Raw genomic sequence first — 15,183 nt, 5'->3', positions numbered from 1 at the left:
TCTGCGACCAGTTCGAGAACAGACCGAAGTTCATCGACCCCCACGACGACCCGGTGTCGTGCGTCGTCGCGTAGACCAGGTGCTGCCCGTTGTACGGCACCACCGTGAAGTCCTTCAACGACACCCAACCCGACCGCGGCTGCGCCAACGCGCCCGTCGACGACCACCGGTACGACGACGGCAGGTTGCACGTGCCACCCGGCGGCGGCGTGGTGGGAGGCGGCGTGGTGGGGTTGCCGCCACCACCGTCGACGCGGACGAGCTGCCACTGCTGGTTGGCGCCGTTCCAGTCGTCGTACTGGACGATGTTTCCGCCGTCGGCGGTCGAGGCGCCCTGCACCTCCACCACCTTGTTGCTGTTGCGGTTGATCAGCCGGATGTAGCCGCTGTCGGAGTCGGCCAGCCGGAACTGCTGGTTGGTGCCGTTCAGGTCGGACCACTGCACGATGCTGCCGCCGTTGGCGGTCGACCAGTTGTAGACGTCGAGCACCTTGCCGGACAGCCGGGACTTCAGCCGGTAGTAGCCGCCGCCGGAGTCGACGAACTGCCACTGCTGCTGGTTGCCGTTGTTGCGCGTCCACTGGGTGATCCGCGCGCCGTCGTTGGTGGCCAAGTTGTAGACGTCGAGCGCCTTGCCGCTGTTGCGGTTGACCAGGACGTACCAGGCGTTCGTGTCGACGCTCGCGGCGGCGGCGGGCGCGGACACGGCCGCCACGGCGGCGGCGCCGACGAGGACCGCGGCAGCGCCGGTCGCGACGACTCGCGGCAGCCATCCGCGCCGTCGCGGGGGCGACACCGTCGATGGGGATCTACCAAAAGCAAACATGTTCCTCCCTCAGATCACACTTGTGAGCGCTAACAATCAGCGTCGGCGCACTGACCCCACACCCGGCCTGCCACGCGGCCGTCCGCGCCCGCTCGGCGACCCATCGCTCCCGCCGCCCTGTGCCATCGACTGTGAGCGATAACACGCCGTTCGTCAAGTCGTAACAGTCGATGGAAGGCGGGCGCGTGACGTTACCGGCCCATGTCAGCTTCTCGACCCAGCACTACCGCTGCCCGCACCACGGCTCGACAGTGCACACGGCTGGAGGGGGTGGGGGAATTGGGGCAGCCGGCGAACGAATCCGTCATGATCCGGGACTGGTTCAGCGTGCCGCGGGTGTCCGCCGAGGACCGGGCCGCGATCTTCGGCGTACGCACCCAGGACCCGCGGGTGGAGTTCGTCGCGCTGACCGTCAGGTACTGGCTGGACGCGCACGCCACCCGGTCGATGACCCGCGAGCGGGTCCTGACCGCGATGAGCGGGCGCATCACCGCCGACAACGTCTGGGACCTGGTCGCGATGCTGGCGAGACTGCGGCTGGCCGAGGCGTTCTTCGACCTGGCCGCCTCGGACGTCGACACCGACGGCGCGTTCCGCCGTCTCCTGCTCGGCCTCGACCCCGCGCTGCTCGACGCGATGCGGCACTACGCGGCCTGGAACGGGATCAACCCGAAGCTGTTCCTCGACGGGTTCGCCGTCGGCGTCGGGGAATCCGTCGCGACGGTGGTGGTCGACCTCGGCAAGCTCGTGCAGTTGATCGGCCGCCTTCAGCAGGAACAGTTCACCACGCTCATCGTGCTGACGGTCGACCCCCGCGCCGGTGTGCAACGCATCGCCGACCAGGCCACAGTCGTACGCCAGGCGCTGGCCGGGATCGTGGCCGCGCTGGACCCGACCACCGTCCCGGATCGGCTGCTGGCGCTGTGGCGCGGCTGGGCGGCCGAGTTCGCCCGCCACCTGGAGAACCTCGACCCGTTCGCCGCCGGCCGGCTGCTCGGCCGCGTCGCCGGCGACCTGTACCAGGTGCTCACCGGCCTGGTGCATCTCGCCCGGCTGCTCGGCGGCGTCGCGGTGCGCGCCGCCGTCCGGTACGTGCCGCTGCTGCTCGCGGGCGCCCGCGAGGCGCGCCTGCTGACCGCCCAGATGGCCGCGCTGCTGGTGGCGATCGGCCGGGCCGCGATCGCCGCCACGCCCCGGGTGGGGCTGGCCGTCCTGCGCACGCTCTTCCCGCCGAAGGTGCTCGACGCGCTGTTCCGGCAGGGCCGGGTGCTGCTCGCCGACGCCGAGCTGACGTTGAGCGTGTTCAACCAGGCGGCGCACGCCGAGGCGTTCGCGGGCGCCGGGGCGGGCACTCGGCTCGGCGCGCTGGTGAGCCTCGACGGCCGGCCGGTGCTGATGGCGAGCATGTCGGAGACGGTGTCGTCGGCCGGCCGGGCGGCGACCCGCGCCGAGCTGAGCGAGGCGCTGGACGAGATCATCAAGCGGGTCGAGGACCTGCGCGAGTTGAAACCGCCGAAGACACCCCGGGACGTCCAGGCCGCCGTCGTACGCGCGGCGGTCGCCCGGCAACTGGAGCAGCGGCTGACCACCGCGTTCAACCGGGCGCTCCAGACCGCCGCGTACGAGGAGTTCCGCGCGCTGCGCAAGGCCGGGCAGGCGCAACCGTGGCGGCTCGGCCAGCAGGTGCACCGGCGGATGGCCGCCGAGGTCGCCCAGCTCGTCGGCCGGTCGCCGGGCCTGGAGGCGTTCGCGGAGAAGTCACTGGCGACAGTGGTCGAGGCGGTCCGCACGGCCCACCCGGAGCTGGCGCCCGCGCTGCGCGGCTCCGACGCGGTGCTGCGCCAGACCGTCGCCCAGATGCTGCTCGGCCACCCGGACCGGGATCTGCTGCTGCGCCTCGTCGGCTTCACCGGCAACCCGGCCGCGACCGGGGCGGAGAAGGCCCTCGCCGGCCACCTCGCCGAGCGGTTCCGGTGGAAGGCGTCCACCACCGTCGGGGACCTCCGCTCCGACCTGCTGCTCGTCGACCCCGAGGCGGCCCGCGTCACGAACGTCGACTGGACCTCCTCGACCAAACTGGAGCGCTTCGAGAAGACCTGGGGCACCGTCGCCGACGACCTCGGGGAGACGTTCGACGGTCGCTGGGAGGCGATCGCGGAGGCGTACCAGCGGGCCGCCAAGGGCGGGGTGCCGGCGGAGGTCGCCGCCGGTCTCGAAGAGCTGACCGCGCACGCCGTACGCGAGACGGTCGTCCGCCAGGCCGCCCTCAGCCAGTTGTTCCCCGGATTCTTCGTCACCTCGCACGAGATGACGTACCAGGGGCTGCACTCCCTGTTCACACTGCCGCTGTAGAGGAGCACCGATGGGCAGAGTCGTCGTCGCCGACGCCGATCCGGCGACGCTTGGTTTCAGCACCGCGCATTCCGACAGGTACGTCTACTCCAACTACTTCGTACCGGTCCGGCTCACGTTCGGCGGTGGCGAGACGCCCATCCTGCCGTTCTACGTCAAGCAGGCGCTGATCGAGGCGATCCGCTACGGCGGGCTCGACGGCGACCGGCTGCCGCACCTGCTCAAACAACTCGGCCTCTACGACCTGTGGAAGGCCAACGAGATGGACGCCGCCACCGAGGCGCTGCCCGGCGCCGACTCGGGCATGTCGTACCGGGAGCCGCCGGCGCGACGCCAGACGCTCCTCGGCGACCAGCAGGCGGAGTTCCTCGCCGGCCTGCTCCAGTCCGACGTCGGCATCGCGTTCCTCGACCGCACCCGGATCCGGCCGGTGGGCTTCGCGCTCGGCGAGCACGTCTACGCGCTGGCGCTCGCCCCCGGTGAGGAGGCCGTGCTGGAGCAGCGCACCTACACCAAGCGCGAGCTGACCCTGGAGGAGCAGAACGAGTCGGAACAGCAGACCGACGTCGAGCTGACCAGCGCGCTCACCACCGAACTCCAGGAGGGCTTCGAGCGGCAGAAGTCGCTCACCGACACCTGGGGGCTCAACGCGAGCCACACCGGCCAGTACACCAGCCCGACCGGCATCTGGGGCACCTTCAACGCCAGCCACACCATCGGCTTCGCCACCAGCGTCACCGCGGCGAGCCAGGAGACGAGCCGCCGCGCGGTCAAGGACAGCCGGACCGCCACCTCGAAGGTCGCGGCGCGCTACCGCACCCAGCACAAGACCGATTTCAAGCTCGTCACCGAGACGGGTACGGAGTCGTCCTCGAAGCGCACCGTCCGCAACCCGAACCGGGCCACGCCGATCACGCTGCACTACTTCAAGGTGCTGCAACGGCTGGAGCTGGCCCACGAGCGGTACGGCGCACGGGTCTGCTGGGCCCCCACGATCAAGGACCCGGCGCTCGCCTTCGCCCAGAAGATCACCGGCGGGCGGCAGCGGATCCGCGACAACGCGGTCGCCGCGCTGCCCCCGATGCCGGTGAAGCCGGAGCGCCCGCCGCGTGGCGCGCCCGCCGCGGTGGAGACGCGCGTCGTGTACTCCGCCGTGGTCACGCTCGACAAGTGGGGATTCACCGGCGACATGAGCGCCGACTACGACATCGACGTCACCCTCGACGCCGGCTGGGAGTGGGACGGCAACGTCGACACGATCCGGCAGAACCTCAACCTGATCACCCGCCGCCCGCCGACCGCCATCGCGGCCCAGGTCGTCGGTGTGCCGGTGGTGACGGAGGCGGACGGCCGACCAGTCCTGCGCGTCCGCATCCATGTGGGCGCGGCCAGCTGGCTGGGCGGTCCCGGCGCGCAGGCCCAGATCGCGGCCGGGTTCCGGCGTACACCGACGGTGGTGGACCAGACCGCCGACGACGCGGCGTACAACGCACTGGTCGCGGGCTACCTGACCGATCTTCAGGAGTGGCAGGACCGGCGCGACGCGGCGCTGGCGGCGGCGGAGACGGCGGGGGACGAGTTCGAGGCGCGGCTGCGGGCCGGCTTCTCCCCGGTCAACGAGATGGTCTCGCAGATCGTGGAGGCGCACTTCCCGGCCAGCGTGCGGGACGAGGCGTGGGAGATCGACTTCTGGCACCGGGTCTTCGACTGGGAGCGCGCGTCGTTCGTGGCGTACCCCGGGTGGTGGTCCGGCGGCGACGCCCGCGCCCCGGAGCGCGACCCCGGCGACTTCGTCAACGCCAGCTGGGCGAAGCTCTACCTGCCGGTCCGGGCCGGCATGGAGCTGACCGCGCTGCGGTGGATCTTCGGCAAGGTGGTGGCGACCAGCCTCTCGCCGCAGGTGGAGCACGAGCTGGAGGCGTTCGTAGACGAGCTGACGGCGTACCGGGCCGGCCATCTCGGCACCGGCGACGAGATGCCCGAGCTGACCACCGAGTGCCAGGACGTGCCGGAGCGGGTGTACTGCCTGGCGAAGTGGACCGAGTTGATGCCCACCGACGGCACCCACCTGGAGGTGGTGCAGGGCGCCACCACGGCGGCCGACGAGGTGACCGCCAAGGAGATCAGCGACGCGGAGGCGCTGCGGGCGGCGCTGCTCGACGGCGAGGTGCAGACCAACCGGCTGCGGACCAGGGCGTACGACCAGATGACCGAGCCCGCCGACGTCGACATCCACCTCGGCACGCCGTCCGGGAGCAGCCCCACCGCCTGAGCCGCTCGTCCACCCCGATCCCTCGCCTGACCAGGGGATTGGGGTGGACGATTTCTGGCAAAGTCTGAACTTTCGATTCGTGGCCTAGATCGGTAAAAAGGCGCATAATTGATCCCTTACGCTCGCTCCCTCGGGGCGACGACGACGCCGGCCGGCGAACCGTCCAAAAAGAACCGTCTCCCACCGGTGGGTCGATGGCGCTGGATCCCTAAAGCCACTAGGTTGGCCGTCGCCGCTGTGCTCGGCCGGCATTCACAAACCTAAGGAACACTCATGACGACCGCACCCTTGCGCCAGGATGAGCCCCCGGTCTCGCTGGTCAGGGTCCGCGCGGAGCCGCTCGACCGGCTCTCCGCCGCGGACATCTCCCCCATCGTGCGCCGGGTGATGGCGGCTCACCTCGATCAGACCCGGATCCCGGCGGCGAAGTTCTCGTCGTTCATCTGATCCGCGATGGCCCCGGGGCCCGCCCGCGCGGCGCTCACCGAGTTCGTCCTCAAGGTGCACGCCAGGTGTGACCTGGCGTGCGACCACTGCTACGTCTACGAACACGCCGACCAGAGCTGGCGCCGCCGCCCGGTACGGATGACGCCGGACGTGCTCCGGGCCGCGGCCGGAAGGATCGCCGAGCACGCGGCGGCCCACGGGCTGCCGGACGTCACAGTCGTCCTGCACGGCGGGGAGCCGCTGCTGCTCGGCCCCGACGGGCTGGGCCAGGTGCTCGCCGAACTGCGGCGCGTCATCGGGCCGGTCACCCGGCTCCGGATCGGCATGCAGACAAACGGCGTGCTGCTCTCCGAGCGGTTCTGCGACGTACTCGCCGAACACGACGTGGCGGTCGGCGTATCGCTCGACGGCGACCGGGCCGCCAACGACAGGCACCGGATCTACCGGTCCGGCGCCAGCAGCTACGACCAGGTGCTGCGCGCGCTCGCCCTGCTGCGCCGCCCGGCGTACCGGCGGCTCTGGTCCGGCCTGCTCTGCACGGTGGACGTGCGCAACGACCCGATCGCGGTGTACGAGGCCCTGCTCGCCCAGGAGCCCTCGCGGATCGACTTCCTGCTCCCGCACGCCACCTGGGACGACCCGCCGTGGCGGCCGGCCGCCGGGGACACCGCGTACGCCCGCTGGCTGCGCGCCGTCCACGATCGCTGGCGCGCGGACGGCCGACCGGTCCCGGTGCGCCTGTTCGACTCGCTCCTGTCCACCGCACGCGGCGGACCCAGCGGCACCGAATGGCTGGGCCTCGACCCGGTCGACCTGGCGGTGATCGAGACGGACGGCGAGTGGGAGCAGGCGGACTCGCTCAAGACCGCGTACGACGGCGCGCCGGCCACCGGCATGACCGTCTTCTCGCACGCGGCCGACGACGTGGCGGCAAGCCCGCTCCTGGCCCGCCGCCGCTCCGGCCGGGCCGGTCTCAGCGACGAGTGCCGGCGGTGCCCGGTGGTCGACCAGTGCGGCGGCGGACTCTTCGCCCACCGGTACGGCGCCGGGCACTTCGACCATCCGAGTGTCTACTGCGCCGATCTGAAAGAGCTGATCGTGCACGTGAACGAGAACCCACCGGAACCCGTCCGGCTCGACGCCGGCCTGCCCGACGACTTCATCGACCGCCTCGCGGCGCCGACCGGCGACCGGGTCGCCATCGGCCGGCTCGTCGAGGCACAGATCGCCATCGTCCGCGCGCTGCTCGCCGAGGTGGCCGACCGCCTGCCGGCCGGCGGGGCCGGAGCCGACGGCTGGGAGGCGCTGACCGCGCTCGACCGCAGCGCGCCGGAATCAGTGGCCCGGATCGCGGCCCATCCGTACGTGCGCGCGTGGGCTGTCGACTGCCTCGCCGGCACCGGCACCGGCGCCCGCCAGGGGCCGGGCTACCTGAGCGCGCTCGCCGCCGCCGCCGCGCTCGACGCAGGCGTTCCGGTACGCCTCGACGTGCCGGTGCGATCCGGCCGCCTGCACCTGCCGACGATGGGCACGGTTCTGCTGCCCGAGGTGGGTGACGGCACCGCCCGGGTGGAGACCGGCCCGGGCTCGCTGCGGGTGCGGGCCGGGGACGTGACGGTGGCCGTGAGTCCGGGCGCGGCGGGCGGGCCCCGCTGGTGGCCGACCCGCCGTCTCGTCGCGCCGGACGTGTCGGTGCTGCTGGAGGACGGCGACCCGCACCGCGACTGCCACCGGCTGCCCGCCGATGACCGGCTCGACGACGCGGGCGCCGTGCGCTGGGCGGAGACGTTCGCGGCGGCGTGGCAGGTGATCCGGGACGAGGTGCCTGGCCACGCCGAGGAACTGCGTACCGGGCTGCGGGCGGTGGTGCCGTTGCGGCGCAGCGGCGACGGGGTCAGCGAGGCGTCGACCGCCCGGCAGGCGTTCGGCGGTGTCGCGGCCACGGAGACCGACGCCGGGTCGCTGGCGGTGCTGCTCGTGCACGAGTTCCAGCACAGCAAGATGAACGCGCTGCTGGACGTCTGCGACCTGGTCGACGGCACCGGGCCGATCGACATCACTGTGGGCTGGCGGCCCGACCCGCGGCCGGCGGAGGCCGTCCTGCACGGCATCTACGCGCACGCGGCGGTGGCCGACATCTGGCGCGTCCGGGCGGACCGCCAGGTCGACGGCGCGCAGGCGGTCTACCGGCAGTACCGGGACTGGACGGCCGAGGCGATCGGTGCGCTGCAACGGGCGGACGCGCTCACCCCGGCCGGCTCACGGCTGGTCCGGCAGGTGGCCCGCTCGATGTCCGGATGGCCGTCGTGACCACCGCCGTCCCGCCCGCGCACCGGGTCGACACGCTCGCCGCCGACCTGCGGGCGCTCGGGCTCGGCAGCGGTGACGTGGTGCTCGTGCACTGCTCCCTGCGTGCCCTCGGACCGGTGGCCGGCGGGCCGGCCACGCTGGCCGACGCGCTGCGGGCCGCCGTCGGGCCGTCCGGCACCGTCGTCGTCCCGGCGCAGACCCCCGACAACTCGGTGAGCAGCCCCGCGTACCACGCCGCGACCGCCGGACTCACCGACGAGGAACGCCGGGCGTACGAGGACCGGATGCCCGGCTTCGACCCGGCCGTCACGCCGTCGTTCGGCGTGGGCGCGTTCGCCGAGCACGTACGCCGGTTGCCCGGCGCGGTACGCAGCCCGCACCCGCAGACGTCGTTCAGCGCCTGGGGCCCCCGGGCGGAGGAGCTGATGCGCGTCCACGACCTGGACTCGCATCTCGGCGAGCGCTCGCCGCTGGCCGCGCTGGAGGCCGCCGGGGCCTGGACCCTGCTGCTCGGTGTCGGCTATTCGACATGTACCGCGTTGCACCTCGCCGAGTACCGGTTGCGCCGCCCGCCGCAGCAGCGTCCGTACCGCTGCTACGTGCTGCGCGACGGCCGCCGGGAACGGCTGGACTTCGAGGCGCCGCACCTCGACGCGAGCCCGTTCGCCGAGGTCGGAGTGGAACTCGACAGGGAACCGTTCACCCGGCGCGGCACGGTCGGGAGCGCCCCGGCCCGGCTGCTGCCGATAGCCGCGGCGGTACGCGCCACGGTCGCGTGGATGGACGCCCACATCGGACGGTGAGGGCCTGGTAACCCGAGCGCAACCTCTCTACCCTGATCGATAGACGCCGTATCGTGTCGACCGGGGAGCAGCGCGTGATCATTGACGGTTGGGGGTCAGGCGCACTACCCGTGGAACGGTCGTGTCGCCGTGACCTCTGAGCGGCCCGCGCTGCCGGGCCCGCCCTATTTCTTCCTCAGCTACGTCCCCCCGCCGACGCACAACGACCGCACCCCGGGCGACCACTGGGTCCGCCGCTTCTACCACGATCTCAACCTGGCCATCGACGGCCGGCCCGGCGACCGGTTACGCCGGCAGGGTTTCGCCGACTTCATCGTGCGGCCGCCGGAGGACCGGACGGAACGAAAACGCACCGCGCTCGCCGAGGCCGAGGTGTTCGTGCCGCTGTACTCGCCGGACTATCTCAACCGGGACGACTCGCGCCGGGAGCGGGAGTGGTTCCGGCAACGGCTGATCCGGGCCGGCCGCCCGCCCGACGGCGACAACATCCTGCCGGTCCTGTGGATCCCGTCGCCCGCCGCCGTGCACGCGCCGGACCAGGCCCGGGCGGTGGCGATGGCCGCCGACGTGGACGCGTACGCGGCGAACGGCATGAGCGCGCTCTGCCGGCTGCAGAAGTTCCAGCACGCCTACAAGGAGGTGCTGGGCCGGCTCGCGCAGCACATCGTCGACACCGCCGAGCAGACCCCGCTGCAGGCGGCCGAGCCGCCGACCGGCCCGACCGACCTGCCGTCGTCGCCGACCAGCGAGGTGCCGTTCCGGGCGGTGGTGATCGCCCCCGAGCAACCGCAGGAGCCGGGCCGGCTCAACGGACGGTCCGACACGCACGCCGGCCGGTGGCGCCCGTTCCACGGCCGACCTCCCGTGGTCGACGACGTGACCGACGCGGTGCAGCGGCTGCGGATGCCGATCGACGTCCGCGACTTCGTACCCGATGCCGGGCTGTTCCGGGGCTGCCCGGGCGTACTCATGATCGATCCTCGGGTGGTCGAGACGCCGGACGGTGCGGAGGCCGTCCGCGCGGCCGCCGCCTCGCTGCACCGCTGGGTGGGCGTCGTGGTCATCATCGAGGACCCGGCACCCGGCCGTCGCTCCCAGGCGACGGTGCTGCTCGACCGGGCCATCGCGATCTTCCCGGCCGCGGCACGCCCCCTGGCGATCACCACGTACGACGACTGGCGGGCCGGGATCCACGGCCTGGTCGACCGGATGCGCCGCCGCTACCTGGAGGCACGACCGGCCTACCCGCCGCCAGGACGGCCGATCAGCAAACCCCGGCTCTGGGAGAACCCGCCGCCCGACGAGGGAGTGGACACATGACCCGACGCGAGGGACAGGTCGTCACCTTCTACTCCTACAAGGGCGGCACCGGCCGGACGATGGCGCTGGCCAACGTCGCCTGGATCCTCGCCGCCAACGGCAAGCGGGTGCTCGCCGTCGACTGGGACCTGGAGTCCCCCGGCCTGTCGCGCTTCTTCGCGCCGTTCATCGACCGGGACGCGCTGGAGAGCACCGGCGGGGTGATCGACCTGATCCGGGAGTACGAGTGGGCGACCACCACCAAGCAGGACAAGGGCGACGACCGCTGGCACGAGCAGTACGCCCGCGTGCACAAGTACTCGTTCTCGCTGAACTGGTCCAACTTCCCCGGTGACGGGACGCTGGACTTCCTCGGCGCCGGCCAGCAGAACAACGACTACGCGGGCGCGCTCGCCGGAATGAACTGGGACGAGTTCTACGAGCGGCAGGGCGGCGGCTACTTCTTCGACGCGCTGCGCGCCGACATGAAACGCAACTACGACTACGTGCTCATCGACAGCCGCACCGGGTTCTCCGACGTCGCCGACATCTGCACCATCCAACTGCCGGACGTGCTGGTCACCTGCTTCACCCTCAGCGAGCAGGGCATCACCGGCGCGGCGAAGGTGGCGCGGCTGGTCGAGCACCGCTACGGGTCGCGGCGGATCCGGGTGCTGCCCGTGCCGATGCGGATCGACCCGGCGGAGAAGGTCAAGGCGGACACCGGGCGTGCGGTGGCGCGGCAGCGCTTCAGCGGGCTGCCGAGCGGGATGAGCGAGGCCGACCGGGACCGGTACTGGGCCCGGATGCAGGTGCCCTACCAGGCGTTCTATGCGTACGAGGAGCTGCTCGCCACGTTCGCCGACCAGCCCGGAGTCAACGGGTCGCTGCTGTCCGCGTACGAGGTGCTGGCCCGCGAGATCACCCGGGGCGAGGTGGAGTCGCTGCCGCCGATGAGCAGCGCGGTACGCGAGCGGGTGAACGCCCGGTTCACCCGTACCTCCACGTCGGTGGAGAGCGAGATCGTGCTCCGGCACGCCCCGTACGACCGGGTGTGGGCGGAGTGGATCGGCCACCTGCTGGTCTCGGCCGACGTCCGGGTGACCGACCCGTGGTTCACCGACGACGAGGTGCCCCGGACCGCCCGGGAGCTGATCATCGTGTCCGAGTCCAACGCCAACGAGGAGGCGGTGCTCGCCGCGCCGGACCGCTCGCCCGACCAGGTGCCGCTCGTCGTCTACGTGGCGGACGTACGGCGCCTGGCGAACGTGCCCGCGGCGCACACCGTCTCGGTGGCCGGCCTGGAGGCGCGGACCGCCGCCGCGCGGATCCTGCGCCTGGTCGGCCGCGAGGGGGTGCCGGCCGACCTGGAGCTGCCCACCGGTCCCCGGTTCCCCGGCCGGGACAACACCGTGTTCGAGGTGCCGGGCCGCAACAAGCGCTTCACCGGCCGCGAGGCGGACCTGCGCGAGCTGCGGACGCTGCTGCGCAGCAGCCCGAAGGTGGTGCTCTCCGGCACCGGGCCGGTGGCGCTGCAGGGCATGGGCGGCATCGGCAAGAGCCAGCTCGCGCTGGAGTACGCCCACCGTTACCGCGCCGCGTACGACATGGTGTGGTGGATCGACGCCGACCAGGTGCCGTTCATCGAGTCCGCAATCGGTGATCTCGCGCCCTACCTGGGCGTGCCGTCGTCGGAGTCGAACCGGGAGAACGCCCGTCTGGTGCTCCAGGCGCTGCGGCGCACCGACCTGCGCTGGTTGCTGATCATGGACAACGCGGACGAGATCGAGGGTGTGCTGCCGTACGTGCCGGACGGCAAGGGCCACGTCCTGATCACGTCCCGGAACCTCCAGTGGGTCGAGCGGGCCACCACCGTCCAGGTCGACGTGTTCAAGCGCGCGGAGAGCATCCAGCACCTCACCGAGCGGGTGCCGAACATGCGCGTCGACCAGGCCGACCGGATCGCCGCCCTGCTCGGCGACCTGCCGATCGCTGTCACCGCCGCCGCGGCCTGGCTCGCCGACACCGGCCACTCCGTCGACAGCTACCTCACCGAGATCGCCAAGTTCGGTCCGGGCGCGGTGATGGAGCCGAACAGCAACGTCTCGGTGGAGGCCACCTGGGAGCTGTCGCTCAACCACCTGCGCACCCGCAACCCGGCGGCCTACCGGGTGCTGCAACTCTGCTCGGTGTTCGCCCCGGAGATCTCCGCCGACCTGGTCTACAGCGACGAGTTCGCCGAAGCGCTGGTGCCGTTCCACCCGCAGGCCAAGGAGCGGCTGGTCCGCCAGCAACTGGTGCAGCAGGCCAACCGGCTCGCCCTGGTGCGGGTCGACCTGCGGGCCGAGAACCCGGCTGGAGGTGAGCGGGGCCGGGGCGGCCTGGTGCTCATGCACCGCCTGCTCCAGCACGCCGTCCGGTCCCGGATGACGGAGGCGGAACTCGACGAGGCCCGCCGGCAGGTCCACCTCGTGCTCGCCGCCGCCCGGCCCGAGGGCGAGGTGGACGACCCCGACGGGTGGCCGCGGTTCCGGGTCATCTGGCCGCACCTGGAGGCGTCCAAGGCGCCGCTGAGCAGCAAGGTTGAGGTGCGGGCGCTGATGATCGACCGGGTCCGCTACCTCCAGTTGCGCGGCGACCTGGAGACCGGCCGGCGGCTCGGGCAGGAGGTCGCGCAGACCTGGGAGCAGATGCTCGCCGAGGAGACCGACCCGCGGGCTCGCGACGACCTGCGCCGGCAGTTGCTGCACCTCCAGTTCAACCTCGCCAACATCCTCGCCTTCCTCGGCCAGTTCACCGAGTCCCGGGCGCTGGACGAGGAGGTGCTGGCAGCCCAACGGGAACTGCTCGGCGAGGACCACCCGCACACGCTGATGACCGCAGGCGGGCTCGCCCGCGACCTGCGCGGCATGGGCATGTACAACGAGGCGCTGCGCCTCGACGAGATCACGTTCAACGCGTGGAAGCGGAACTTCACCGAGGAGCACCCGCGTACGCTCGCCGCGCTCAACAACCTCGCCAGCACCCAGCGCCTGATGGGCGACTTCCGGGAGGCCCGCAAGAACGACGAGATGGTGCTGGCCGGGCGCCGCGCGATCCTCGGGGAGAACCACCCGGACACGCTCGCCTCCTCCGCGTACGTCGGCATCGACATGCGCGACGCCGGCGACTTCGAGCAGTCGGTCACCCGCCTGCGCAGCGTCCACCGGGAACTGCTGAACACGGCCGGAGCCGAACACCTGATCACCCTGCGGACGCAGACGAACCTGGCGGTGTCGCTACGCGCGGCCGGGCACGCGGTCGAGGCGGGCAAGCTCCTCGAAGCCGCCTACGAGCTGCTGAACGAGCGGTTCGGGCCGGACAACCCGGAGACGCTCACCTGCCGGCTGAGCCTGTCGATCAACCTGCTCACCGTCGACCTGTTCCAGCGCGCCAGCCGGGAACTGACCGAGGTGCACCGCATCTACCAGCGCAACCTCGGCCCGGCGCACCCGCTGACGCTGGTCTGCATGGTCAACCTCGCCATGGTGGCCCGCCGCGCCGGGGACTTCGCCGAGGCCCGGCAGCTCGCCGGCCGGTCCGCCGACGCGCTCGCCGGCGTGCTGGGCAGCGGGCACCCGTACCCGCTCTCCGGCTGGATGAACCAGGGCATCTGCATCGCCGAACAGCCCGACCCGCCGGAAGGTCGGGAGGCCGCCGACGTGGAGGCGCTGAGCCTGCTGCGGCGCGCGTACGACGGGTTGGTCCGGATCCTCGGCCGCGACCACACGAACACGCTGCGCTGCCAGGCGAACCTGGTGGTGATGCAGGAGCGGGTGGAGAGCGGCCGGCGCGCGGAGCTGGAGGCGGTCACCCGTGAGCTGACCTACCGGCTGGGCGAGAACCACCCGGCCGTCGAGGCCGTCCGGGAGAGCCGGTTGCAGCGGCGCATCATCGACCCGCATCCGATCTGACGGTGGCCCGCTCCACCGGGTCGGCCAGCCAGGCGAGGATCTCCGGCAGCACCTCGACCGCGCCGAAGTGCGCGCTGCGCGGCTGCACGTGCAGTTGCGCGCCGGGGATCTGCTCGGCCAGCCACCGGGTGTGGCTGGCCGGGGCGAAGTTGTCGTCGGCGCCGTGCCAGAGCCGGACCGGCATCCGGATCTCGGCCAGCGTGACGCCCCAGTCGGCGCGCAGCGCCAGCACGTCGTCGATCCAGCCGTCCGGCCCCTGGCGCAGCGCCTCGGCGTAGGCGTCGGTGAGCTGTCGGCGGATCGGCACCCCGGCCACCACCCGGCGGTCGGCCTCGGTCATCTGCTCGACCAGCAGCGCGAGCAGCGAGCCCGGATCGTCCATCGTGCGCTCGGCCCGCAGCCGCAACTGCTCGGCGAGCACCGGCACGGCGCGCTCGGCGGCACCGTAGTCACGGACGTTGGCGTCGGTCATGCCGCCGAACCAGTCCAGCCCGGCCGCCCCCGCCGGGGCGAGACCGACCAGGACGGCGGTACGCCGTACCCGCTCCGGCAGCAGCGCGGCGCAGGCCAGGGCGTGCGGGCCGCCGCCGGACCGGCCGACCACCGAGAACCCGTCCAGGCCCAGGTCGTCGGCGATGGCCGCGACGTCGGCGGCGGCGTCCGCGACCCGGCGGCCGGGCAGCCGGCTGGAACCGCCATAACCCGGCCGGTCGTAGGAGATCAGGCGTACGCCGAGGCGGTGGAGCACGATCGAGCGTGGTCGTGGACCGTTCCGGCTGCCGGGTGTGCCGTGCATCAGGAACACGGGCCAGCCGCGTTCCGCCCCGGCGATGTCGACCGCCAGATCCCTCCTTCCTGTTCGGACGATGTGCTCTCGATGCCGGGGCGAGTGTGCCAATCGGGGCCTCCGAACGGGTGGTG

At 72.3% G+C, this 15,183-nt stretch carries 9 protein-coding genes; 7 read left to right on the top strand and 2 right to left on the bottom strand.

All coding sequences use genetic code 11. The features are described 5' to 3' along the window. The coding region (locus DQE82_RS27100; RefSeq protein WP_199496121.1) for a non-reducing end alpha-L-arabinofuranosidase family hydrolase at positions 1 to 826 on the bottom strand (826 nt) is incomplete at its 3' end. Positions 827 to 1,132: 306 nt separating this feature from the next. Between DQE82_RS27100 and DQE82_RS27095 the strand changes: the two genes are divergently transcribed. The 7 genes from DQE82_RS27095 to fxsT all read left to right on the top strand — a co-directional run bounded on the left by DQE82_RS27095 (position 1,133) and on the right by fxsT (position 14,262). Continuing rightward, on the top strand, positions 1,133 to 3,178 hold the full coding sequence (locus DQE82_RS27095) for a hypothetical protein (RefSeq protein WP_233514803.1): 2,046 nt from the start codon (positions 1,133 to 1,135) through the stop codon (positions 3,176 to 3,178). Between the two features lie 10 nt (positions 3,179 to 3,188). Continuing rightward, positions 3,189 to 5,450: a hypothetical protein gene (locus DQE82_RS27090; RefSeq protein WP_113974586.1), complete on the top strand. Its 2,262-nt coding sequence runs from the start codon at positions 3,189 to 3,191 to the stop codon at positions 5,448 to 5,450. A gap of 273 nt (positions 5,451 to 5,723) precedes the next feature. Next, positions 5,724 to 5,897, top strand: coding sequence for a hypothetical protein (locus tag DQE82_RS30910; protein WP_166456745.1), 174 nt, complete (start codon positions 5,724 to 5,726; stop codon positions 5,895 to 5,897). Between the two features lie 6 nt (positions 5,898 to 5,903). Next, the gene (locus tag DQE82_RS27085; RefSeq protein ID WP_104115580.1) at positions 5,904 to 8,207 is read left to right on the top strand and encodes an FxsB family cyclophane-forming radical SAM/SPASM peptide maturase; all 2,304 of its coding nucleotides are present in this window, start codon (positions 5,904 to 5,906) and stop codon (positions 8,205 to 8,207) included. Continuing rightward, positions 8,195 to 9,010: an aminoglycoside N(3)-acetyltransferase gene (locus DQE82_RS27080; RefSeq protein WP_113974585.1), complete on the top strand. Its 816-nt coding sequence runs from the start codon at positions 8,195 to 8,197 to the stop codon at positions 9,008 to 9,010. Before DQE82_RS27085 ends, DQE82_RS27080 begins: the two co-directional genes overlap by 13 nt. 129 nt (positions 9,011 to 9,139) lie before the next feature. Beyond that, positions 9,140 to 10,330 (top strand): TIR-like protein FxsC, encoded by a 1,191-nt coding sequence (locus DQE82_RS27075; protein WP_113974584.1) that lies wholly within the window; start codon positions 9,140 to 9,142, stop codon positions 10,328 to 10,330. Continuing rightward, positions 10,327 to 14,262, top strand: coding sequence for an FxSxx-COOH system tetratricopeptide repeat protein (gene fxsT, locus DQE82_RS27070; protein ID WP_064448830.1), 3,936 nt, complete (start codon positions 10,327 to 10,329; stop codon positions 14,260 to 14,262). The genes DQE82_RS27075 and fxsT overlap by 4 nt, the downstream gene beginning before the upstream one ends. On the opposite strand, the gene DQE82_RS27065 is transcribed toward fxsT, so the two are convergent. Then, a complete protein-coding gene (locus tag DQE82_RS27065) occupies positions 14,240 to 15,160 on the bottom strand; it encodes an alpha/beta fold hydrolase (protein ID WP_064448831.1) in 921 nt (306 codons plus the stop codon). The genes fxsT and DQE82_RS27065 overlap by 23 nt on opposite strands. Positions 15,161 to 15,183 lie beyond the last annotated feature (23 nt).

Origin of the sequence: Micromonospora sp. LHW51205, assembly GCF_003315815.1 — a bacterium.
Taxonomy (GTDB): domain Bacteria; phylum Actinomycetota; class Actinomycetes; order Mycobacteriales; family Micromonosporaceae; genus Micromonospora; species Micromonospora chalcea.
Note: the sequence above shows the minus strand (reverse complement) of the source record. Positions and strands in the feature narration are given on the sequence as shown.